The organism is Bradyrhizobium sp. T-12 (assembly GCF_058314695.1).
Map to the genome: position 1 here is coordinate 4223216 of NZ_CM177756.1, position 21463 is coordinate 4244678.

The 21463-nt window shown below is 66.7% G+C and carries 22 protein-coding genes; 11 read left to right on the forward strand and 11 right to left on the reverse strand.

Going from position 1 to position 21463, the window contains the following annotated elements; all coding sequences use genetic code 11:
• Positions 1-2 precede the first annotated feature (2 nt).
• Both AC0WRY_RS20030 and AC0WRY_RS20035 read right to left on the reverse strand, forming a co-directional pair.
• Positions 3-707 (reverse strand): glutathione S-transferase family protein, encoded by a 705-nt coding sequence (locus tag AC0WRY_RS20030; protein ID WP_194402513.1) that lies wholly within the window; start codon positions 705-707, stop codon positions 3-5.
• A gap of 83 nt (positions 708-790) precedes the next feature.
• On the reverse strand, positions 791-991 hold the full coding sequence (locus tag AC0WRY_RS20035; protein WP_194408505.1) for a hypothetical protein: 201 nt from the start codon (positions 989-991) through the stop codon (positions 791-793).
• A gap of 143 nt (positions 992-1134) precedes the next feature.
• Here AC0WRY_RS20035 and AC0WRY_RS20040 point away from each other — a divergent pair, with 143 nt between their 5' ends.
• Positions 1135-1347, forward strand: coding sequence for a hypothetical protein (locus AC0WRY_RS20040; protein ID WP_194402514.1), 213 nt, complete (start codon positions 1135-1137; stop codon positions 1345-1347).
• A gap of 5 nt (positions 1348-1352) precedes the next feature.
• On the opposite strand, the gene AC0WRY_RS20045 is transcribed toward AC0WRY_RS20040, so the two are convergent.
• The gene (locus AC0WRY_RS20045; protein WP_194402515.1) at positions 1353-2018 is read right to left on the reverse strand and encodes a DUF429 domain-containing protein; all 666 of its coding nucleotides are present in this window, start codon (positions 2016-2018) and stop codon (positions 1353-1355) included.
• 1211 nt (positions 2019-3229) lie between these two features.
• Here AC0WRY_RS20045 and AC0WRY_RS20050 point away from each other — a divergent pair.
• Together AC0WRY_RS20050 and AC0WRY_RS20055 are read left to right on the forward strand one after the other, a co-directional pair.
• The gene (locus AC0WRY_RS20050; RefSeq protein WP_194402516.1) at positions 3230-4555 is read left to right on the forward strand and encodes a TROVE domain-containing protein; all 1326 of its coding nucleotides are present in this window, start codon (positions 3230-3232) and stop codon (positions 4553-4555) included.
• A gap of 114 nt (positions 4556-4669) precedes the next feature.
• Entirely contained in the window at positions 4670-6010 is a 1341-nt protein-coding gene (locus AC0WRY_RS20055; protein ID WP_194402517.1) for an RtcB family protein, read from the forward strand.
• A gap of 42 nt (positions 6011-6052) precedes the next feature.
• On the opposite strand, the gene AC0WRY_RS20060 is transcribed toward AC0WRY_RS20055, so the two are convergent.
• From AC0WRY_RS20060 to AC0WRY_RS20095, 8 genes are all read right to left on the reverse strand, one after another.
• A complete protein-coding gene (locus AC0WRY_RS20060) occupies positions 6053-6397 on the reverse strand; it encodes a carboxymuconolactone decarboxylase family protein (protein ID WP_194402518.1) in 345 nt (114 codons plus the stop codon).
• A gap of 3 nt (positions 6398-6400) precedes the next feature.
• A complete protein-coding gene (locus tag AC0WRY_RS20065; RefSeq protein WP_491120609.1) occupies positions 6401-6922 on the reverse strand; it encodes an RNA polymerase sigma factor in 522 nt (173 codons plus the stop codon).
• A complete protein-coding gene (locus AC0WRY_RS20070) occupies positions 6919-7128 on the reverse strand; it encodes a YgaP family membrane protein (RefSeq protein ID WP_194402520.1) in 210 nt (69 codons plus the stop codon). Before AC0WRY_RS20070 ends, AC0WRY_RS20065 begins: the two co-directional genes overlap by 4 nt.
• A gap of 96 nt (positions 7129-7224) precedes the next feature.
• On the reverse strand, positions 7225-8409 hold the full coding sequence (locus AC0WRY_RS20075; RefSeq protein WP_491120613.1) for a serine hydrolase domain-containing protein: 1185 nt from the start codon (positions 8407-8409) through the stop codon (positions 7225-7227).
• Positions 8410-8481: 72 nt separating this feature from the next.
• A complete protein-coding gene (locus AC0WRY_RS20080) occupies positions 8482-9174 on the reverse strand; it encodes a GNAT family N-acetyltransferase (protein WP_491120615.1) in 693 nt (230 codons plus the stop codon).
• A 4-nt stretch (positions 9175-9178) separates the two neighbouring features.
• On the reverse strand, positions 9179-9526 hold the full coding sequence (locus AC0WRY_RS20085) for a Lin0512 family protein (RefSeq protein WP_018646107.1): 348 nt from the start codon (positions 9524-9526) through the stop codon (positions 9179-9181).
• A 105-nt stretch (positions 9527-9631) separates the two neighbouring features.
• Positions 9632-11296: an acetolactate synthase large subunit gene (locus tag AC0WRY_RS20090; RefSeq protein ID WP_194402523.1), complete on the reverse strand. Its 1665-nt coding sequence runs from the start codon at positions 11294-11296 to the stop codon at positions 9632-9634.
• A 300-nt stretch (positions 11297-11596) separates the two neighbouring features.
• Complete coding sequence (locus AC0WRY_RS20095) at positions 11597-12493, reverse strand: LysR family transcriptional regulator (protein ID WP_491120618.1); 897 nt, start codon at positions 12491-12493, stop codon at positions 11597-11599.
• Positions 12494-12599: 106 nt separating this feature from the next.
• Here AC0WRY_RS20095 and AC0WRY_RS20100 point away from each other — a divergent pair, with 106 nt between their 5' ends.
• The 8 genes from AC0WRY_RS20100 to AC0WRY_RS20135 are packed head-to-tail and all read left to right on the forward strand — an operon-like array spanning position 12600 to position 21442.
• Positions 12600-13340 carry an SDR family oxidoreductase gene (locus tag AC0WRY_RS20100; RefSeq protein WP_194402525.1) on the forward strand — a complete coding sequence of 247 codons (741 nt, stop codon included), beginning with the start codon at positions 12600-12602 and terminating at the stop codon, positions 13338-13340.
• Positions 13341-13371: 31 nt separating this feature from the next.
• Entirely contained in the window at positions 13372-13608 is a 237-nt protein-coding gene (locus tag AC0WRY_RS20105) for a tautomerase family protein (RefSeq protein WP_194402526.1), read from the forward strand.
• A 59-nt stretch (positions 13609-13667) separates the two neighbouring features.
• Positions 13668-14084, forward strand: coding sequence for an MmcQ/YjbR family DNA-binding protein (locus AC0WRY_RS20110; protein ID WP_194402527.1), 417 nt, complete (start codon positions 13668-13670; stop codon positions 14082-14084).
• Positions 14085-14139: 55 nt separating this feature from the next.
• The gene (locus tag AC0WRY_RS20115) at positions 14140-15528 is read left to right on the forward strand and encodes an SWIM zinc finger family protein (RefSeq protein WP_194402528.1); all 1389 of its coding nucleotides are present in this window, start codon (positions 14140-14142) and stop codon (positions 15526-15528) included.
• A complete protein-coding gene (locus AC0WRY_RS20120) occupies positions 15521-16951 on the forward strand; it encodes a DUF5691 domain-containing protein (RefSeq protein WP_491120621.1) in 1431 nt (476 codons plus the stop codon). Before AC0WRY_RS20115 ends, AC0WRY_RS20120 begins: the two co-directional genes overlap by 8 nt.
• Positions 16948-18024: an ATP-binding protein gene (locus tag AC0WRY_RS20125; RefSeq protein ID WP_194402530.1), complete on the forward strand. Its 1077-nt coding sequence runs from the start codon at positions 16948-16950 to the stop codon at positions 18022-18024. The genes AC0WRY_RS20120 and AC0WRY_RS20125 overlap by 4 nt, the downstream gene beginning before the upstream one ends.
• Before the next feature lie 14 nt (positions 18025-18038).
• The gene (locus AC0WRY_RS20130; RefSeq protein WP_491120623.1) at positions 18039-20264 is read left to right on the forward strand and encodes a DUF5682 family protein; all 2226 of its coding nucleotides are present in this window, start codon (positions 18039-18041) and stop codon (positions 20262-20264) included.
• Positions 20261-21442, forward strand: coding sequence for a VWA domain-containing protein (locus tag AC0WRY_RS20135; protein WP_194402532.1), 1182 nt, complete (start codon positions 20261-20263; stop codon positions 21440-21442). The genes AC0WRY_RS20130 and AC0WRY_RS20135 overlap by 4 nt, the downstream gene beginning before the upstream one ends.
• The last annotated feature ends 21 nt before the right edge of the window (positions 21443-21463 follow it).

Consider the following 21463-nt stretch of genomic DNA (forward strand, 5'->3'; position numbering starts at 1 on the left):
CCTTACGGCCGCTGCGGAATGTTCAGCCCGTGCTGCACCGCCGGACGCGCAAGGCCACGCTCGAGCCAGGCTCCGACCGATTTGAACTGGGTGAATTCGACGAGATCGCCGGCGCCGTAGAAGCCGATGAGATTGCGCACCCAGCCGAGCATCGAGATGTCGGCGATGGTGTAGTCGTCATCCATGAACCATTGCCGGCCGGAAAGATGCGTGTCCATGACGCCGAGCAGGCGCCTGGCTTCGGCGACGTAGCGGTCGCGCGGCCGCTTGTCCTCAAAGTCCTTGCCGGCGAATTTGTGGAAGAAGCCGACCTGGCCGAACATCGGCCCGACGCCGCCCATCTGGAAATGCAGCCATTGAAGCGTCTGGTAGCGGCGCGCCGCGTCCTGCGGCAGCAGCTTGCCGGTTTTCTCCGCGAGGTATTGCAGGATTGCTCCTGACTCGAACAGCGGCAGCGGCCTGCCGCCGGGACCGTTGGGGTCCAGGATCGCCGGGATCTTGCCGTTCGGATTGAGCGAGAGGAATTCGGCCGTCTTCTGGTCGTCCTTGCCGAAATCGACGAGATGGACTTCGTAGGGAAGTCCGGTCTCCTCCAGCATGATCGAGACCTTCACGCCGTTCGGCGTCGGCAGGGAATAGAGCTGGAGCAGCTCGGGATGCTTGGCCGGCCAGCGCTTGGTGATGGGAAAGGCGGACAGATCAGACATCGGCACTCCGGCTGCGTTCGTGAGATGCCGCCTAATCTAGGCGGGCCGGCGAACGACGCAAGGCCGACACATCGACTGGACAATCAGTCAGAAAGATTGCGTGGAAGGACGTTGGACCACAAGGGCCTTGAGGCGGCTGGAGGCGTCAGCGTTGCGATCTTGACGACCGGGGTGATGGTTTCGTGCTGCAATCGGTACTGGATGAACCATTGACCGGTGATCAGCAGCGCGGCCGTGAAGACAACCGCGAGCGTCGCGGTCGCCCATTGACAGACGTCGTACATAGCCTTTGTCCCTCAACTCCTTTTGCCTAAACGCCCGCTCACGGGGCCGTGTTCCCAACTTGCATGAATATTTTGCCGGTTTTTCCCGACCCCGCCAGAACCTTAATTCAGAGACCATCGAGCACTTGGCGCGTTGTAACGGGATGAACATCGAAAAGCGCGCCTTGCTCGACCACGCCCAACGCTGTCGCCGCGTCGCGGACGATCTCGCCCACCGCGAAGCCGCAGGACGGCTGCGCGCGATGGCCGAGGCGTATGAAGCGAGAGCGGCAAGACTGGACGACGGGGATGAGTACTCGAAGCCGGACCATCGCGGTCATGGCCATCTTGCCGGTGCAGGCGATCGGCAGAATTGAGCGATTCAATAGTTGATCTCCATCCGCAGTCCGCGCGGATCGATCTCCTCGCCGCCGACACGCTGCGTGCTGTCGCGCGCTGCGACCGCACAGCCACAGGCGTCGATGAGATCGTCACGGCCGATGCCGGTGCTGTGACGAAGCGTCAGCCATCTCTCGATCTTGGTGAAGCCGCGGTCTTCCAGCAGCGCATTGCGCTGCTGGCGGCCCCGCGGCGAGGTCTTCGGTTCAAGCCGCACTCGCCCCGCCAGATTCCAGAAGATCAATTCCGGATGCGCTTCGCCGATCGTTGCCTGCCGCGCCGGCGTCATGATGTCGTCGACCTCCCTGATCTTGTCCCGGATATTCCAGAGCTGCGCCGACACGCCTCTGCCCTTGCCCTCGTGCGTCCAATAGTGGCGATTGGCCGCGGCCATGTCGGGGAATGTCCAGAGGTCGCGGCGCGCACCGAGAAACACCGCTGAACCAATCAGTTCGCGGGCGCGCAGATCGCAAGCGCGATAGCCGCTCGGATTCAATCCGATCGGCATGTCGATCATCGCACGCGCATGCGGCAGCGCGAGCAGGCGCGTCAGGCCCGGCGAATAATCGAAGCCATGATCGCCGCGCTCGTCGATCCAGGCTGCGACCCAGCCGAAGCGAAATCCGTCGAGGCCGAGATAGTTCGGCACGTCATGCGTCCGTCATTTTCAATTTCACCGCGCGCGTCGCTTGACATCCGCAAGTTGCGGGCGTATGTCCCGCGCCCTCGCAAGCACTTCCGTTTGCGACAGACACCATGAACCGAGCGATGCTGAACCGCTACGAAAGAATTGTCCGCATGCCGAATAGCCCAAAGCTGTTCGACCTCGCATGCCCGGCTCATGGGAGCGAACTTGCCTGACCGCAAGATCGACAGTCCACTTCTGGACCCTCCCGAGCCTGCCGCTCCGGAGGGTTTTTTGTTGCCCGCCGCGCGGCCCGATCGAACATCCCGGCAATCGCCGGAACGAGAGACCCGGATCTCGGGGCTAGCGCTGAGAACGCGCGTGCCCAAGCGCGCGGGGCCTGCCGGAGGGAACGAGGCGATGAGCCGGACACCGATGGCAGAGCGAACCCGTAGGGTTCGCAACATGCGGCGCGTCGACAGCGCCGCGATAGAATTTTCTTAAGATTGGTTTGCCGCTGTCATCGCGGCTCAAACGACGCTGGTGGTGAAGATGTCGGATACTTCTTCCACACGGCACAGCGGGCATGCCTCCCGCCTTTGACGCACGCACCGGGATGCGGCCTCGGAAAAGGTTCGCACGCGGCCCGGCGCAGGATCCGTCCGTAAGGACGGCGACTGTGTTGTCGTCACTGAAAGCCGATATCGCCCGTTCCCCAGCGTACCCATCAACGACCGATGCGACAGCATCGGCCTGGCGGTGGTGAAGATGCCTGTTACTTCGTGGTAAAGGCGCGAAAGCGCCGAGCAGGTTCGAGCCCTGCACGCCGAAAGGCGGTTCGCCCGGAAGGGCAGCAACAGCATCGATCGTTCCCCGCCAACCCCATCACGATCCGTGGTGAAGATGTCTGTTACTTCGCCTGCCACGCGAGAGGTCGCGGGTTCGAATCCCGCCCGGTGTTCCATGCACCGGTAGCTCAGAGGATAGAGCGCTTTCCGGCAAGCTCACGCTTGCCGGGTCACAGCATCGCCCGTTCCCGGATCGTGTCCTCTCAACCACCGCCGGTGGTGAAGGGCGCTGTTACTTCGTGAATCACACTGTCGAAGGTTCGACTCCTTCCGGACGAAAGTCCGTAGCTCAGCGGTAGAGCATGTGGAGCCCCTCGCGGGCAGGACAGCCTCGCTTGTTCCCCGGCACCCGCTTCCATGTCCCCATCAACCCAAGAGGAGGCCGTCATGGTCAGGCTCAACAAGATCGTTCGCGCCTTCACGCGGGAGGGCGCACGCGCAATCCGCTTCACGCCCGAGATGGAGCTGAAGCGCGCGCTGATGAACTGCCTCCTGTGGGAGGACCAGTTCTACGAGGACGGCGTCGCGATCGCCGACCGCATCAAGACCCTGGTGCCCAAGGTCGCGCCTGCGCGCGTCGCCCAGCTCGCGATCGAGGCGCGCGAGGTGATGAAGCTGCGGCATGCGCCGCTGCTCGTCATCCGCGAGATGGCGCGCAGCGAAAAGCACCGTGCTCTCGTGGCCGACACGCTCGCTCAGGTGATCCAGCGGCCCGACGAGATGACGGAGCTGCTCGCGATCTACTGGGCGGACGCGCTTGGGCCGATGCAGCAGCGCAAGCGTCAGCCGGTCTCCGCACAGGTCAAGAAGGGTCTTGCCCGCGCGCTGACCAAGTTCGACGCCTACCAGCTCGCCAAGTGGGACCGCGACGGCGCGGTGCGGATCAGGGACGTGCTGTTCCTGGTGCACGCCAAGCCGAAGGACGCCGAGCAGGCAAAGGTCTGGAAGCAGCTCGTCGACGGCGAGCTCGCCTCCCCCGACACCTGGGAGGTCTCGCTCTCGGCTGGCAAGAGCAAGCGCGAGACCTTCGAGCGGCTGATCGACGAGCGAAAGCTCGGCGGCCTGGCGCTGCTGCGCAATCTGCGGCTGATGCAGACTGCGCAGGTCCCGCGCGAGACCATCGCAGGCGCGATCGAGGCGATGCGGACGGATCGTATCCTTCCCTATCGCTTCATCACGGCGGCGCGCTATGCGCCGGACTTCGAGCCCGAGCTCGAGGCTGCGATGCTCAAGTCGGTCAAGGACCATGTGCGGCTGCCCGGCCGGACGCGGCTCCTGATCGACGTGTCGGGCTCGATGTTCGCGACCCTCTCCGCGCAGTCGGAAATGACGCGCGCGGAGGCGGCGTGCGGTCTTGCGATCCTCGCCCGCGAGATCTGCGACGAGGTCGAGATCTTCACCTTCAGCAATGATGTCGTGAAGGTCCCGCCCCGCCGCGGCTTCGCGCTGCGGGACGCGATCATCAACTCGCAGTCCCACGGCGGGACCTATCTCGGCAAGGCCGTGACGGAGATCGACCGCAAGGGCGATCGCCTCATCGTCTTCACCGACGAGCAGAGTCACGACCGGGTGCCGGAGCCCAAGGCGCGCGGCACCATCGTGAACGTGGCCTCGTATCAGCACGGTGTCGGTCACGGCGCCTGGACGCGCGTCAACGGCTTCTCCGAGGCCGTGGTCGCGTGGATCGCAGCGTCGGAGACGGCGTTGCACTGATGCGCGACGACAACGACCCCGGACGCAGGATGCTGCGCCCGGTGTCGGCAAATTCTCTGAAATGATCTGCCCGCACCTTCTATAGTGCGCGCGGAATGACAAGGACCTATGACCATGCGACGACCCGATCCCTACATGGAACGCGCCCGCGAGCTCTGCCTCGCCGCCGGTGTCGATCCCGACTCGCGCGTCGGCGAAGGACGCGGCCAGCCGGCCTGGTGCCTGTACAAGGATGCCGCGCGCAAGGAACATCTGGCCCGCGAGGCCAATGCGACCGCGAGCTCGATCGCCGAGTTCCGGATGCAGGACGCCCGCTTCCAGAATGCGCCGCTGAAGGTGTTCGGCCCGCACGAGGACGCGACGATCGCGCAGATGCGCAACTGCATGGCGGTCGGCAACGTCGTGTCCGGCGTGATCTGCGCCGACGGCCATCTCGGTTACGCCCAGCCGGTCGGCGGGGTCATCGCCTATGAGAAGCAGATCAGCATCTCCGGCGTCGGCTTCGACATCGGCTGCGGCAACATGGCGGCAAAGCTCGACACGCGCTTCGACGACATCGCGGGCCGCGTCCCCACGATCATCCGCGACGTCGCCAAGACGATCTCGTTCGGCGTCGGCCGGGCCAATGCCGAGCGGGCCGAGCACGACCTGTTCGACGACGGCGATGCCTGGCGCGAGAGCGACATGGAGGACTACCGCAAGAAAGCGGTGAGCCAGCTCGGCACGGTCGGATCGGGCAACCATTATGTCGACCTCATGCGCGACGAGGAGGGCTTCGTCTGGATCGGCGTCCACTTCGGAAGCCGCGGTCTCGGGCACACTTCCGCGACGCGCTACCTCAAGGCCGCCGGCGGCAAGGACGGCATGAACGTTCCGCCCGCCGTGGTCGACGAGGACTCAGAGCTCGGCCGCCGCTACATTGCGGCGATGCAGCTCGCCGGGCGTTATGCCTATGCGGGCCGCGAGTGGGTCGTCGAGCGCGTCCGCCAGATCATCGGCGGCTGCGTGACCGAGAGCGTGCACAACCACCACAATTACGCCTGGCGTGAGACCCACGACGGGCGCGATCTGTGGGTGGTGCGCAAGGGCGCGACGCCGGCGTTTCCCGGCCAGAAGGGATTCGTTGGCGGCTCGATGGGCGACGACGCCGTCATCCTCGAAGGCGTCGACAGCCCGGACGCCAAGGCCTCGCTCTATTCGACCGTGCATGGCGCCGGCCGCCTGTTCGGACGACGGGAGGCGAAGCGGCGCTTCTCGCGCGAGCAGATGGGCCAGTGGCTCAACGAGCGCGGCGTGACCTTGATCGGCGCCGACCTCGACGAAAGCCCGATGGCCTATCGCCGCCTGCCGGACGTGCTGGCGCAGCACGCCGGCACCGTGCGCGTGCTGCACACGCTGCGGCCGTTCGCCGTCGCCATGGCCGGTGAAGGTGAGTTCGATCCGTGGAAGGACTGACACAAACAGGGAGTGGGAGGCACCGCCCCCCGCTCCCAAGATCTATTCCGCCTCGTCGCGATGGCGCTCGAATAGACGCTGCGCCAGCAGCGCATGGCCGAGCGTGCCGCCGGCACGGACCGCCGCCGCGATCAGGGCAGCTTCCGCGACCTCCTCCCGCGAGGCGCCGGCCCTCGCCGCCTGCGCTGTATGCACGTCGAGGCAATAGGCGCATTGCGTCGTGAGGGCGACCGCGAGCGAGATCAGCTCGCGGTATTTCGGCGGGATCAATCCGTCCTTGCGCTCGACCGCATGGTTGAACGCCAGGAACGCGTTGGCCTCGACCGGGGCCAGCGCCACGAAGGCCGGAACAGATTTCAGATCGTCAGGGCTTTGATAATTGCTCATGTCTCATCTCGTCAGATATTCGCGCATCAGGGCGCGGGCGCGATGCAGGCGGGCCTTCACGGTCTGCCTGGTCGCACCGAGCGCGGCGGCAATGTCGTCGATCGTCATTTCCTTGACGTCGCGCATCAGCGCAACATCGCGATAATGCGGCGGCAGCGCCTCAAACGCCGCAGCCACGTCGAGTCGCAGATCGGCCTCGGGGCGCGACAGCAGCAGCGCCTCCGCCTCGCTCTCATCGACCGCGAGCACGAGGCCCGCCTTGCGGGCCAATCGAAGACATTCGCGGCGGACCACGCTGAACAGCCAGGCCGAAAACGCCAGCAGCGAGCGGATCGTGCCGACATGCCGGAACAGGATCCACAGCGCCTCCTGCGCCGCGTCCTCGGCATCGGCCGAGCTGCGGCAGGTCGCGCGGGCATAGCGGCGGATGTCCGGCTGCGCCGTCTCGAGCAGGCGCGCGATCGCATCGGGATCGCCGAGCCGAGCGGCCTCGAACAGTTTCGGCGAGATCGCAGCCGCGCTCACGACACGCCCCCTCGCCCGATCCCGGCCATCGCGCACATCGGGCAATAGCCGACGAGCCCCGTCAGTGCGAAGCCGGCGCCGGCCAGCGCAACCAGCCACGCCGTCGCACCCGCCAGATAAATGAATGCCGCGACCGCCACCGCGACGCCCAGGGCGATCCGCACCGCCTGATGCAGGCCGCCGATGTTCTTCCTGTAAAATGCCATTGCGTCCTCCGAGATGAGCCGAGGCTGACTGCCTCGACTACCAAGAGGGCGCGCGCGCCAAAAAGGATTCGCGGCGGGCGACAATTTTTCCGGAGGTCAGCCTCCGGCGGCCTGATAGGCCAGGCGCTTGAATTCGAAGAAGAACGGATTCCAGAACCCCATGTAGCGCTGGGCCATCAGCACGCCTGCGGTATTGGCCTTCGGGCAGATCCACCAATGGGTGCCGGCGAGACCGCCCCACTGGAATTCGCCGGTCGAATTCTCGGGATCGAACGGCGTCGGCGCGAAGGTGACGGCGCCGCCGAGGCCAAAGCCCTTGCCGGGGATCGGGCCGAGATTGGCAAAGCGGATGGTCTGACCTGCCGGCAGCTGGTTCGTCATCATCTGCCGCAACGTCTCCGGCTTCAACAGCGCGTCCGACCCCGGCAGCAGCGCGCGGACCAGCGCGAGCATGTCAGGCAAGGTCGAGACCAGACCGCCGCCGCCCGAGAGCCGCGGGAACGGCCGCCGATAGGCTTGCGGAAACGGCAGATTGTCGGCGCGGGTCAGGCCCGGCTTCATGGGATCGAGCACGTCGGCGCCATTGTAGAGGGCGACCAGCCTGCCCTGCTGCGCTTCCGGAACGTAGAAGCCGGTGTCGGTCATGCCGAGGGGATCGAAGATGCGCGCCTTGAGGAAGGCATCGAGGGATTTGCCCGAGACAACCTCCACGACGCGGCCGAGCACGTCGGTGGCAACAGAATATTCCCAGCCCTCGCCGGGATGATAGGACAGCGGCAGATTGGCGAGGCTGTCGATCATGTCGGAGAGTGGCGTCAGCGGATTGAGCACGCGCGCTTCGTTGTAGCCTTTGAACAGCACCGTGCCGGGATCGAAGATGCCGTAGCTGAGGCCCGCGGTATGGGTCAGGAGGTGGCGGATCGTGATCGGGCTCTTTGCCGGCTCGACATCGGCAAGGCTCGCAGCGCCCTGCTTCAGCACCTTGCGATTGCCGAGCTGCGGCAGGAGTGTCTCGATCGCGTCATCGAGGCCGATGCGCCCTTCCTCGACCAGCAGCATGATCGCGCAAGTCACGAAGATCTTGGTGTTGGAAAACGCGCGGAAGATATGATCGGGCCGAAGCGCGGCGTTCGCCTCGCGGTCGGCAAAGCCGACGCATTGCTGGTCGACCACCTCCCGCCCGCGCAGCACGGCCCAGGATGCGCCCGGAATGATCTCCTGATCGACGTAGCGCTGCATCGCCGTCCGTACGGCGGAAAAATCGGTCGTTCTGGCGTCCATGCGTTTCCCCAATCTTGGTTGGGTTGGATATAGCGGAAATTCGCAGGAAATGAAGGGCGCCCCGTGGAGCGCCTATCCTTCCCGCATAAACGCCGTCACGTAGAGCCGACGCCGGATCCGCATGCCCTGCCGCTGATACAGCGCGATCGCGGAGGTGTTGTTGGAAAACACGTGCAGGAACGGGATTTCGCCGCGCGCCTCGATCCGCCGCGCGACCGCCGCCAGCAGCGCCTGGGCATAGCCGCGCCCACGATAGTCCGGGTGCACGCAGACGGCCGTCATCTCGACGAACTTTCCCGGCTTCATCCGCTCGCCCGTCATTGCGACCAGCTCGCCGCCGGCGCGGATGCCGAGGAACGTCCCGAGCTCATGGGTGCGCAGCGCGAACGGACCCGGCTTCGTCCGCTCCACCAACACCATCATCGCGGGCACGTCGGCCACTCCCAGCGTGACGATCTCGGCATCGCGCAACGGGCTGTCGGCGGGTGAGCCGATCATCTGCTCGCCGGTCTCGGCCAGCACGACCTTGAAGCCGGCGGGCGTATCGACCGGCTCCGGCGTGAACAGCACGGCGACCTGCGTGCCCGACAAGAGATCGCGGAGCCCGGCAAAGCTCGCCGCGGACATATCGACCATGTCGGCAAACGGCGTCATGTCGATGGGATAGCGCAGCGCCCGCGGGCCACCTTCGGCCAGATGCTTCTGGCTCGTCGTCAGCGCGCTCCAGATCGGACGATCCAGCAACGCCTCATCGCTGTCGGACACCGGCCTAATCCTTGTCGAAGCTGACGATGACGGCAGCATTGGCGATGAGGATGGGATCGTTGGCGACCTCCGTGGCTGAGGGGATCTCCAGCCCGCCCTTGACCGCGGTCACGGTCACCGTGCCGTACGGCAGCTCCTTTGCAACCGCTTCCTTGTCGACGGCTTCAGGATTCGGCACGCCGATCGTGACGTCCACGAACATGTCGTTCGCGGTCTTGCCGATCATCCGGAAGAATCCGAGGCTCGAATGCCTGATGGCATCGGACACCGCGCGCTTCGCCGCCTTGGTGGCGTCCCTGCCGTGGACGTCGACGCCCATGCCCATCTCGGTGACACAACGAACGCGGGTCATTTCATATTCCTGTGGTTGGTTGGTGACTGGCAGTTTCGACGATCGGGGAGTCCGTGACAAGTTGTTGCTCTGTATCCCAGACGCCGGGGCACGAGAGCGTCGTCTTCAAGCCTTCGCCTTCTCATGCGCCCGCAACTCGTCCACGAGCACCCGCACGTTCTCCGAATAGTCGATCGGGATGACGACGAGGTGCACGCCGCCCTCCCTGAACGCGGCATCGAGCGTCGGACCAAAACCGTCGATGCTCTCGATCCGATGGCCCTTCGCGCCATAGGCCTGCGCGTACTGGACGAAGTCCGGATTGCCAAAGGTCATGCCGTAATCGGCAAAATGATCGACGGCCTGCTTCCAGCGGATCATGCCGTAGGCGTTGTCCTCCAGCACCAGCACGACCAGATTGAGCTTGAGGCGGACAGCGGTCTCCATCTCCTGGCTGTTCATCATGAAGCCGCCGTCGCCGGCGACCGCGAGCACACGCCGGTCGGGATAAAGCATCGCGGCCATCATCGCCGAGGGCAGGCCGGCGCCCATGGTCGCCAGCGCATTGTCGAGCAGCAGCGTGTTGGCGACGCGGGTGCGGTAGTTGCGCGCGAACCAGATCTTGTACATGCCGTTGTCAAGCGCAACGATGCCGTTTTCCGGGATCACCTGCCTGATGTCGTGCACGATGCGTTGCGGCGTCGGCGGCCAGCGCGCCTCGGTGGCGCGGTCGGCGATGTGCCCCAGGATTTCTTCCCGCAGCGGCAGCAGCGCCGCAGCCTGCGGCAGTTTGCCTTCCAGCCGGTCGGCGAGCAGCTCCAGGCTCGGACCGACGTCGCCGACCACCTCGGCATCGGGGAAATAGACCTGCTCGACGCTGGCCGAGGTGTAGCTGACGTGAATGACCTTCGGCCCCGAGGGGCCCATGATGAAGGGCGGCTTCTCGATCGGATCGTGCCCGATGGCAACGATCAGGTCGGCGGCGTCGATGGCATCGTGGACATAATCGCGCTCGGACAGCGCGGCTGTGCCCATGTAGAGATTGGTGCCGCCGGGCACCGTGCCCTTGCCCATTTGCGTCGTGAAGAACGGAATGCCGGTGCGCCGCACGAAGCTCGCGATGCCGTGGGTCGATCGCGGCCGGCTGGTCGCCGCGCCCATCATCACCAGCGGATGCTTTGCGGCCAGGATCATCTCGGCCGCACGGTCGAGCGCGCCGCGATGGGCGACGGGAATCTCGATCGGATGGACTGGGATCACGGGGACGGCGGGCACTTCGTCGCCGGCGATGTCTTCGGGCAGCTCGAGATGCACCGGCCCGGGCCGCTCCTCCATCGCGACGCGAAACGCATCGCGCACCACGGTCGGAATGCTGGAAGCGCTGACGATCTGCCGCGACAGCTTCGTCAACGGTTTCATGGTCGCGACCACATCCACGATCTGGAAGCGCGCCTGCCGGCTGCTCATGATCGGCTTCTGGCCGGTGATCAGGATCATCGGCATCGCGCCGAGATGCGCATAGGCCGCGCCGGTCGACAGGTTGAGCGCACCGGGGCCGAGCGTCGACAGGCAAACACCGGGCTTGCCGGTCAGCCGCCCATGGGTGGCGGCCATGAAGGCGGCGGCCTGCTCGTGGCGCGTCAGGACCAGCTCGATCCTGGACGTGCGCAGCGATTCCACCACATCGAGATTCTCCTCGCCGGGGACGCCGAAGATGCGATCGACGCCCTCATTCTCCAGCGCCGCGACAAACAGGTCCGACCCTTTGACTTTCCGTTCCTGCCCGCTCATGTCGCCTCCGCTTGCTGCTGGTCCCTGTGGTGAGGGAGCGGAGGCATCGTAGCGGTCTCGAACGGAGTCACAACTCACAAAGAGGCGCGATCGAGGCGCAAATGTTTGTTCCGTCATCTCAGGTGCGAAGCTTGCGATGCCAAGCATCGCAAGCGGAGCCTCGAAGGATGGACGGGCCGAGATGCAGCCGGGCCGTCGCCCTTCGAGGCCTCCGCTTCGCTCCGGCACCGCAGGGTGACGGTCATAGATTGGCGGCAATGCAAGCTCTCGTAGCCCGGACCGCGCTACGCTCGGTCAGGGCTACGAAAGCCTCGCCTCGGCAAAGATGCCTGAGATCCAGTCGAGGAAGATGCGCAGGCGCAGCGCGAGCTGGCGGTTCTGCGGGTAGATCGCCGAGAGCGGCGTGGGCGATGGCGGATGGTCGGCCAGCACCTCGACCAGCGCGCCGCTGGCGAGATCCTCCGCAAACCGATAGCGAGGCGCCTGCGCCAAGCCGAAGCCAAGCCGCGCCAGATCGGCCATGGTGTCGGAATTGTTGACGCGCACCCGGCTCGGCAGCACGATGTGGCGAAGCGCGCCGGCGACGGAAAATTCCAGCGGCAGCACATCGCCAGTGCGCGAGGAGACGAACGCGACCATCTGGTGACCGTCGAGCGCATCAGGCGTTGTGGGCACGCCGTGGCGGGAAAGATATTCCGGGCTCGCCACCGTGATCTCGGCGATGGTGCCGAGCCGGCGCTGGATCATGCCGCTGTCGCCGGGCTCGCCCGACCGGATCACGCAATCGACGCCCTCCCGAACGAGATCGACCAGCCGGTCGCCCTGCCCGATCTGCAATTCGAGCTGCGGATAGCGGGCAAGGAATTCCGGCAGATGCGGCAGAATGAAGGTGCGGGTCAGCAAAGGATGCGCATCGATACGAAGCAGACCGCGCGGCCGCGCATCACGCATCGCGCTTTCGGCGTCCTCGACCTCGGTGAGGATGGCGACGCAGCGGCGATAACAATCCTCGCCGTCGAGCGTTGGAGTGACATGTCGCGTCGTACGTTCCAGCAGGCGTGCGCCGAGGCGCGCTTCGAGGCCGCGCAAGACTTCGCTCGCCGTGGAGCGTGGAAGGCCAAGGTCCGCAGCCGCAGCCGTAAAGCTCCGCCGTTCGACGAGGCGGACGAACAGGCGCATGGCGTCAAATCGGTCCATGGGCGATTGTTCACCATATCCGACAAGTGATGGCAAGTCGGGGCTGATTATCCGGCCAAAGCGATCAGCTATGTCTCGGGTCGAAAGACATCGAGGGAGACCTGCCATGACCCATCAACATCAGCGTGCCGCCATCGTCACGGGCGGCTCCCGCGGCATCGGCGCGGCGATCGTCCGCCGGCTGGTCCGGGACGGAATTGCGGTTGCGATCAACTACGCCAGCGGCCGCAGTGCCGCCGATGCGCTCGTGGCCGAGATCGAGTCCGCGGGCGGACGCGCCATCGCCGTGCAGGCCGATCTTGCCGATCCGGCAACGCCGGCCCGGCTGTTCGATGCCGCCGAGCGCGCCTTCGGCGGCGTCGATGTCCTCGTCAACAATGCCGGTGTGATGGAGCTCGGGCCGCTCGCTGAAATGACCGACGAAGCATTCTCGCGGCAAATGTCGGTCAACCTCGACAGCGTTTTCCGCTCGATGCGCGAAGCGGCGCGGCGGTTGCGCCACGGCGGCCGCATCGTCAGCTTCTCCTCCAGCGTCGTCGGCCTCTATCAGCCCGGTTATGGCGTCTACGCCGCGACCAAGGCGGCGGTCGAAGCCATGACGCATGTCCTCGCCAAGGAGCTCGGCGGCCGGCGCATCACCGTCAATGCCGTCGCGCCCGGACCGGTCGAGACCCGGCTCTTCCTCGAGGGCAAGAGCGAGCAGCAGGTGCGCGCGATCGCCGCCATGAACCCGTTCGGCCGCCTCGGCCAGCCCGACGACATCGCAGGGCTCGTCGCCTTCCTTGCCGCAAGCGACAGCGGATGGGTCAACGGCCAGGTCATCCGCGCCAATGGCGGCGTGATCTGACGCGACACGAATTCAAACCGGAGAGATCATCATGCCTTTCGCCAACATCAAGATTCCCCAAGCAGCGCTGTCGCGGGCCCAGAAGACGGAGATCGTGCATCGGCTCACCGCGCTGTTCGTCGAATATTTCGGCGAAGCGGCCCGACCGCATACGATGGTGCTGATCGAGGAAGTCCCGGACGGCGGCTACGGCCGCGCCGACGAAGTGTTCGTCGTTCCCGAGGCCTGGCGGGCCAGCGACGCCGGCGTCACACCGCCTTCAGGCTGAGGTCCTCTTTCGTTAGCACGCACGTTGCAAGCCGCGCGCGGCGTGCTATCGCTCCTGCAATGACACCCAGGACCTTCGAGACCCGTTGCCTGCGCCTGCCCGCCGTCACCAAGGTGGTGCAGTGGGAGGGCACCTCCGTGTTCAAGGTCGGCGGCAAGATGTTCGCGCTCGGCGGCGGCTTTGCCGCGCGCTCCGGCGGCTACATGTTCAAGACCTCGAACATGGCCTATGCCATGCTGATCGAGCACGGCCTGGCGCGGCCCGCGCCGTATCTGGCGCGCGCCAAATGGGTGCAGCTCGCCAGCAACAACGCCCTGCCCGACGCCGAGCTCTCAACTTATCTGGTGCAGGCCCATGCATTGATCGCGGCGAAGCTGACGCGGAATATCCGCAAGGAACTCGGGCTCGACTCGCCGGACGCCCATCGGCATGACGATCACCGCGTGCAGCACATGGATCGCTCGCGGCGACATTGAGCTTTCATCCGTCCTCGATATACTGCCACTCCTGGATTCGATTTGGGACTGCGACGTGGCGATTGATCTGAAAGCGGTCGAGCAACTCGCCACCGATCAATCCTCGCTCAAGGCCGCCGCCGGCCTTGCCAAGCCCGGCAAATGGTCCGGCGTCGGCGCAAGTGGCGACGGCGCGCTGATCTGGGGTGAGTGCGCGGGCTCCGGCGCCAATCCCTATCGCGTCATGGCCGACCTGCGCGACCTCGGCAACAAGTGCACCTGCCCGTCGCGCAAATTCCCCTGCAAGCACGTGCTCGGCCTGTTGTGGCTGAATGCGGAACAGGTCCTGCCGTTCCCGCCCGCCGACACGCCGGCCTGGGTCAGCGATTGGCTGGGACGCCGGCGCGGCACGCCCGCGGCAAAACCGGCAAACAATGCGCCACAAGGCGGCGAGAAGGATCTGCGTGCCGCGCGCGCCGGCGGACCTGACGTCGCCGAGGACCCGAAGGATGTCGCGCGACGCGAGGCCCAGGCGGCAAAACGCACTGAGGAGACCGAACGCGCCATCCTCGATGCGCTGGACGCGCTCGAGCAATGGATCGGCGATCAGCTCCGCATGGGATTGGCAGGCTTCATCGACGATGCCACAGCCCGCTGCCGGCGGATCGCGGCGCGGCTGGTCGACGGCAAGGCCGCGGTGCTCGCCGGCCGAATCGACGAGCTGCCGTCCCGCCTCCTCGCATTGCCCGCAGGCGATCGGCCGCGCGGCGCCGTCGTCGAGCTCGGCAAGCTGGTCCTGCTCGCGCGCGCCTTCCGTGCCGCGCCGCGCGATGCCGAGACGAGGCGCGCCGTCGCTGCGTCCGAAACGCGCGAGACGGTGCTGGCCGACCCGCGAGCGCCGCGGGTCGATGCGCACTGGGAGGTGCTGGCCGAGCAGGTGCAGACGCGCCGCGACGGTCTTGTGTCGCAGACGGCCTGGCTGCTCAATCTGTCTGCCGCAGGTCCGCGCTTCGCAATGCTGCTCGACTTCTTCCCGGCGAGCGCCGGACGGCGCGGCTCGGTGTTCACGCCCGGCGAGCGTTTTCACGGCGAGCTCGTGTTCTATCCGTCGCAACAGCCGCTTCGTGCTCTGCTCGTCCGGCGCGATGCCGGGGGGGAGCTGCCGCCCTCGGAATGGCCCCTGGCGGATGCAACAATATCCGACGCGTTGACGCGCCCGCTGCTGGCCGAGCCGTGGGCGATCGAGATTCCGTTGCTGCTGCCGCAGGGCCGGATCGCGCGCGACGATGCCGGACATAATTGGTGGCGATCGACCGATGGCATGGCGACACTGCCGATCGCCTCGGAGGTCAGTAGCCTGCTTTGCGGCACTGACCTCACGCGTACCGCTGCGATATGGTCGGGCAACCGGCTCGCGATCCTCGCCGCGCAGACCCCTTGGGGACGGATCGGCGGTCATGACTGAAGTCATCGAGGCCGAGACGATGCTTGATGCCATGGGCGCGGTGCTGACGCGCTGGACGATGGGATCGGCGGCCGCGCCCGCGGCGTCCTTCTGGCGCGCCGAGCTCGGCGACGATCCCACTGAGGCCGAGTTGCGACTGCTCGCTCTGTCAGGCCAGTTTCTCGGCGCCGCGGTGACGATGGAGCCGGGCGCGACACTGCGCGTCCTGCCCGATGTTCCCGCGTTGACCTTGCCGACCCTGCCGGAGCCCCTGCGCCCGCTGGCGCGCCGAATCCTCGCGGCGAAGAAACAGGCGCAGTCCGGGACCGAACTCGTGCACTTTCTCGCAGCGCGCGGCTGGACCATGCATCCCGCCGACTGGATGCCCGCGGCCGCCGACGACGATGCGCCGGATGTCTACGCAACCTGGCGCGACTGGGCCGCGATCGCAGCGGCCGACGGCGCCGCGCGGCGGCAGACGAATGACCGCCTCACCGCCGACAATTGGGAAGACTTCTGGCCGGCCGCGCGCAAGGCGGCTCTGGCCGGCCTCAGGCGCGACGACCCGTCCGCGGCACGCGGGGTGCTCGAGGCAAGGCTCGCCGGCGAGACTGCGGACACGCGTTTGCGCCTGCTGTCGCTGCTGTCGGAGCGGCTGTCCGATGATGACGTCACCTTCCTCGAAGGCATCGCAGCGAACGATCGTGCGCCCAAGGTCAAGGCGCTTGCGACCTCACTGCTCGGGCGGCTCGGCCACGGCCCTGCGAGCGGCGAGGACATCGCCGAGCTTGCGGGCTTTTTCTCGGTGAGAACCAAGGGGCTGCTGCGCCGCTCGCGCGTGGTCCAGGCCGAACCGCCCAAGACGCCGGCGCAATGGCAACGACGCAAGGCACTGTTCGAGGGCGCCGATCTCGCCGCCTTTTCCGGCGCGCTCGGTCTTGCGCCGCAGGAGCTGATCGCCGCTTGGGATTGGAACGTGGACCACGCCGCCGATATGGCCCTGATCAATGTGATCGTCTCGACCGGGACCGATGCGCATGTCACGCAGGCAGCGGACGCCATCAGCCAAGGCGACGCGACCGGCCTCATTGCTGCGCTGGCGCCACGGCTCTCCCCCGCCGAGCGCGCAAGGCATGCCGAAACTGCGCTGCACAGTCACGGCATCAGCTTTGAACTGGCGCAACAGGTCGCAGGTCCGGCGGCACGCCTGGATGATCCGCTCTCCGCACCAGCGGGCAAGACGCTGCTTGCCGCGCTTCAGCGCGACGATGCGAAGCCCTCCGACCAATTCGCAGAGCTCCACGCTCTGGGCCTGATCGCCTCGCGCGATGGCGCGCAACGATCATTGCAACGACTGACCGGCGCAGGCCTGCTGCAGGGCGACCCGCGTCTCGACATGCTGCGGCTCAACGCCGCGTTGGACGACAACGGAGCGAATCCATGAGCGAGAAACTGCGCTTGCCGGCCGAGGACAGCTACGCCGCGGAGCTGAAGGCGCTGGCCGCGGGCGACGGACATCGGCCGCCAGGCTGGACGCTCTCGCCGCGGCAGGTCGTGACCTATCTCATGGGCGGCAAGGCGGCCGACGGAACCGTGATCACGCCGAAATATGTCGGCGACAAGCGGCTGATCGAGACCGCCGTTGCGACGCTCGCGACCGATCGCGCGCTGTTGCTGCTGGGCGTGCCCGGCACGGCCAAGTCCTGGGTGTCCGAGCATCTCGCCGCCGGCATCACCGGCAATTCGACGCTGGTGATCCAGTGCACGGCGGGCACCGACGAGAACCAGATCCGTTACGGCTGGAACTATGCCCAATTGCTCGCGCACGGGCCGAGCCGCGAGGCGCTGGTGCCGACCCCGCTGATGCGTGCGATGGAGAGCGGCAAGCTCTGTCGTTTCGAGGAGCTGACGCGAATGGGCAGCGACGTGCAGGACACGCTGATCACCGTGCTGTCCGAAAAGATGATGCCGATCCCCGAGCTCAACACCGCCATCTATGCCCAGCGCGGCTTCAACATCATCGCGACCGCCAACAACCGCGACAAGGGCGTCAACGAACTGTCCTCCGCGCTCAAGCGCCGCTTCAACGTCGTCGTGCTGCCCCTGCCCGACAGCGCCGAGGAGGAAGTCGCGATCATCGTCAAGCGCGTCGGCGAGATGGCGCATAACCTCGATCTGCCGGCGCCGAAGAACGTCGCCGACGAGGTGGCACGGGTCGTCTCGATCTTCCGCGAGCTGCGCTCGGGCTCGACGGAGGACGGCAAGGTCGCGCTGAAATCGCCCTCGGGCGGACTGTCGACGGCCGAGGCGATCGCGGTGATGATCGGCGGGATCAGCCAGGCGACCTTCTTCAACGACGGCAAGCTGACGCCGGAAACGCTCGCCAGCAACATGATCGGCGCGGTCGTGAAGGATCCGGTGCAGGACACCGCCGTGCTCGGCGAATATCTCGAGACCGTGCTGAAAAAGCGGCGCGGGTTCGAGGGCTACTACGCTTCGCTGACCGATCTGATCTGACGGCACGGCGCGCGATGGCAGGCGAAGTCTCCCTCTTCGGCATCCGGCATCACGGCCCCGGCTCGGCACGGCGGCTCGTGGAAGCGCTCGATGCGCTGAGGCCGGTGGCGGTGCTGATCGAGGGCCCGGCGGATGCCTCCGAGCTGCTACCGATGCTCGCCGATCCCGACATGGTGACGCCGGTGGCCCTGCTCACCTACGCCGAAGACAATCCGGCTAACGCCAGCTTCTTTCCCTTTGCCGACTATTCGCCGGAATACCAGGCCGCGCGTTGGGCGGTGCGTCACGGCGCGGTCCTGCGGTTCATCGATCTGCCGGCATCGGATCGGCTGGGTGCGACCGCCGGCGACATCGCGGAGGAGATCGCGGCAAGGGCCGAGGCCGACCCGGTCAGCCGCGATCCGATCGGCGCGCTCGCGAGCGCCGCCGGCTATGACGACGGCGAGTCCTGGTGGTCCGACGTCATCGAGGAAAATCCCGCGGCAGGACCGATCTTCGCGGCCGTCGCCGACGCGATGACGGCGCTGCGCGCGGACGAGAAATCGCTGCCGGCCCGCGAGGCCGCGCGCGAGGCGCATATGCGCATCGAGATCGCGAAGGCCGCAAAGGACCATGACGGCGCCATCGCAGTCGTCTGCGGCGCCTGGCACGTGCCGGCGCTCGCCGAGCGCCGCAGCCTTGCTGCAGATCGCGAATTGCTGAAGGGCCGGCCGAAGACGAAAATCAAGGCGACCTGGGCGCCCTGGACCGCGCCGCGCCTGGCGCGCGAGAGCGGCTATGGCGCGGGCGTGGTGGCACCGGGGTGGTGCGCTCACGTCTGGGACACACGCGAGCGCGATCGCGCCGCCGAGTGGCTCACCAAGGTGACGCGCGTGCTGCGCGATCGCGGCCACTTCGTCTCGACCGCCTCGGTCATCGAGGCACAGCGTCTGGGCACTGCGCTCGCCGCGCTGCGCGGCCGCCCTGGACCGGGTTTCGCGGAGCTGCGCGAGGCGGCGATCGCCTGCCTCTGCAATGGCGAGCGCGCCATGTGGGACGACATTTCCGCCGAGCTCCTGATCGGCGCCGGCGTCGGCGCGATCCCGGCGGCAACCCCGCTCGCGCCCCTGCTCGAAGATCTTCAGCGCCAGCAGAAGGCGACGCGACTGAAGCCGGAGGCGCTGGAGCGGCCGCTGACGCTCGATCTGCGCAGCGACAGCGGCTTGATGCGCTCGACGCTGCTGCACCGGCTGAACGCGCTCGATGTGCCCTGGGGACGGTTGACGGACGCAGGCCGCAGCCGCGGTACATTCCGCGAGAACTGGCAGTTGCGCTGGGAGCCCGAATTCGCGGTCACACTCGTGGAAAATCTGCTCTACGGCTCGACCATCGCGGAAGCCGCCGGCGGACGACTGAGCGAAGCAATGGGCAAGGAAGCCGAGCTTGGCCCGCTGGCAAAGCTGGTGCGCAACGCCATGATCGCCGACCTGCCGCGCGCCACTGAATTCGGCATCGCCGCACTGGAGACCAAGGCGGCGCTCACGAGCGACGGACAATCGCTGCTGGACGCGCTGCCGCCGATGGCCGACATCCTGCGCTACGGCGAGGCGCGTGCCGGAACGGTCGAGCATCTGGCGGCGCTGATGCCGCGCATCGTGGTGCAGGCCGCGCTCGCTCTGCCCTATGCAGCGCGCAATCTGGACACGGCTGCGGCGGCCAGGCTGCGCGGCGCGCTGCTCGCCGCCGACGCCGCGATCCAGCTCGCCCAGATCGAGACAAGCGTGGTGGCCGGCTGGCGCGATGCGCTGGCCGCGCTGCTCAACGACAACCAGGCCACCCGGCTGATCGCCGGCACGGCGGCGCGGCTGCTCTACGAGGCCGAGCTTTTGACCGCCGATCACGCGGCGGACCTGCTGACGCGGATGCTCTCGCCCGGCACGCCGGTCGCGGAAGCCGCCGGCTTCTTCGAGGGTTTTTTCGAAGGCGCCGGCCAGCGGCTGATCCACGACGCGACGCTTCGTGGCGCGGTCGATGCCTGGTTGATGACGCTGGACGAGGAGGCCTTCACTGCGAGCCTGCCGCTGTTCCGCCGCGTGTTCTCGGCGCTGGACCGTAGCGAACGCAGGCGATTGATGGACGCGCTGTTCGCGCGCCGCGCCGATACCGCCAGGGGGTATCGGCTGCTCGCCGGTGCAAACGAGATCTGGCCCGCACATCAGGCGCGCGTGCTCGAACTCCTCACACAGAGAGCTGCCCGATGAGCGAGGCCGATGAGCGCAGCCGCCGCTGGACACTGGCCCTCGGCGTCGACACCGAGGGCGCCGAGAACGGCCCTGCTCTGTCCGCAAGTGATCGCCGCATGTCGGAAGCGCTGACGGCGCTCTACGGCGACGGCGACGAGGCGCCGAAAAAGGGGCGCGGCGGCCTCGGAGGCTCGGCACCACGCGTCGCCAAATGGCTCGGCGACATCAGGGAGTTCTTCCCTGCCCCTGTGGTGCAGGTGATCCAGAAAGATGCCTTCGAGCGCAAGGGTCTGCGCCAGATGCTGCTCGAGCCTGAATTCCTTGCTACCGTCGAAGCGGATGTGAGCCTGATCGCCGATCTGGTCGCGCTGCGGGGCGTGATGCCGGAGAAGACCAAGGACACCGCCCGTGTCGTGATCGCCAAGGTGGTGGCCGAGCTGATGGAGCGGCTCGAGCGGCGCACCGCGGACGCGGTCCGCGGCGCCTTGAACCGATCGCTTCGTACCAATCGCCCGCGCTTTGCCGACATCGATTGGCCGCGCACCATCAAGGCCAATCTGCGCCATTACCAGGCCGAGCACCGGACCGTGGTGCCCGAACGCCTCATCGGCTTCCTACGCCAGCAGCGTCGTATCGTCGATCTCGACGAGGTGATCCTGTGCGTCGACCAGTCGGGATCGATGGCAACCTCGGTGGTCTATGCCTCAATCTTCGCGGCGGTGATGGCGTCGCTTCCGGTGGTCGCGACCAAGCTCGTCTGTTTCGACACCGCCATCGTCGACCTAACCGAAGAACTTGCCGATCCCGTCGAGGTGCTGTTCGGCGTCCAGCTCGGCGGCGGCACCGACATCAACCGCGCCGTCGCCTATTGCGAGGAGCGCATCGAACGGCCGGCGAAAGCGCATCTGATCCTGATCACCGACCTTTACGAAGGCGGCAACGCGAACGAGCTGGTCGACCGGCTGGCGCGACTGGCAACGCGCGGGATCAACGTGATCGTGCTGCTGGCGCTGACCGACACCGGTCACCCCTCCTACGATCCCGTGCTGTCGGCGAAGGTCGCCAATCTCGGCATTCCCGTCTTCGCCTGCACGCCGGACCAGTTCCCGGATCTGATGGCAACCGCGCTGAAACGCGAGGACGTCGCCGGTTGGGCCGCCGACCAGGATATCAAGCTGATCCGGCCGGAATCCTAGAGGCGAACAGCCGGCGGAATT

Bases quoted from the DNA above. Each gene is read 5' to 3' on its own strand.
- AC0WRY_RS20095 (WP_491120618.1), bottom strand. From the start codon at position 12,493: ATGGACCGATTTGACGCCATGCGCCTGTTCGTCCGCCTCGTCGAACGG.
- AC0WRY_RS20070 (WP_194402520.1), bottom strand. From the start codon at position 7,128: ATGGCATTTTACAGGAAGAACATCGGCGGCCTGCATCAGGCGGTGCGG.
- AC0WRY_RS20030 (WP_194402513.1), bottom strand. From the start codon at position 707: ATGTCTGATCTGTCCGCCTTTCCCATCACCAAGCGCTGGCCGGCCAAG.
- AC0WRY_RS20105 (WP_194402526.1), top strand. From the start codon at position 13,372: ATGCCTTTCGCCAACATCAAGATTCCCCAAGCAGCGCTGTCGCGGGCC.
- AC0WRY_RS20090 (WP_194402523.1), bottom strand. From the start codon at position 11,296: ATGAGCGGGCAGGAACGGAAAGTCAAAGGGTCGGACCTGTTTGTCGCG.
- AC0WRY_RS20040 (WP_194402514.1), top strand. From the start codon at position 1,135: ATGAACATCGAAAAGCGCGCCTTGCTCGACCACGCCCAACGCTGTCGC.
- AC0WRY_RS20110 (WP_194402527.1), top strand. From the start codon at position 13,668: ATGACACCCAGGACCTTCGAGACCCGTTGCCTGCGCCTGCCCGCCGTC.
- AC0WRY_RS20085 (WP_018646107.1), bottom strand. From the start codon at position 9,526: ATGACCCGCGTTCGTTGTGTCACCGAGATGGGCATGGGCGTCGACGTC.
- AC0WRY_RS20035 (WP_194408505.1), bottom strand. From the start codon at position 991: ATGTACGACGTCTGTCAATGGGCGACCGCGACGCTCGCGGTTGTCTTC.
- AC0WRY_RS20120 (WP_491120621.1), top strand. From the start codon at position 15,521: ATGACTGAAGTCATCGAGGCCGAGACGATGCTTGATGCCATGGGCGCG.
- AC0WRY_RS20075 (WP_491120613.1), bottom strand. From the start codon at position 8,409: ATGGACGCCAGAACGACCGATTTTTCCGCCGTACGGACGGCGATGCAG.
- AC0WRY_RS20050 (WP_194402516.1), top strand. From the start codon at position 3,230: ATGGTCAGGCTCAACAAGATCGTTCGCGCCTTCACGCGGGAGGGCGCA.
- AC0WRY_RS20055 (WP_194402517.1), top strand. From the start codon at position 4,670: ATGCGACGACCCGATCCCTACATGGAACGCGCCCGCGAGCTCTGCCTC.
- AC0WRY_RS20100 (WP_194402525.1), top strand. From the start codon at position 12,600: ATGACCCATCAACATCAGCGTGCCGCCATCGTCACGGGCGGCTCCCGC.
- AC0WRY_RS20130 (WP_491120623.1), top strand. From the start codon at position 18,039: ATGGCAGGCGAAGTCTCCCTCTTCGGCATCCGGCATCACGGCCCCGGC.
- AC0WRY_RS20135 (WP_194402532.1), top strand. From the start codon at position 20,261: ATGAGCGAGGCCGATGAGCGCAGCCGCCGCTGGACACTGGCCCTCGGC.
- AC0WRY_RS20060 (WP_194402518.1), bottom strand. From the start codon at position 6,397: ATGAGCAATTATCAAAGCCCTGACGATCTGAAATCTGTTCCGGCCTTC.
- AC0WRY_RS20125 (WP_194402530.1), top strand. From the start codon at position 16,948: ATGAGCGAGAAACTGCGCTTGCCGGCCGAGGACAGCTACGCCGCGGAG.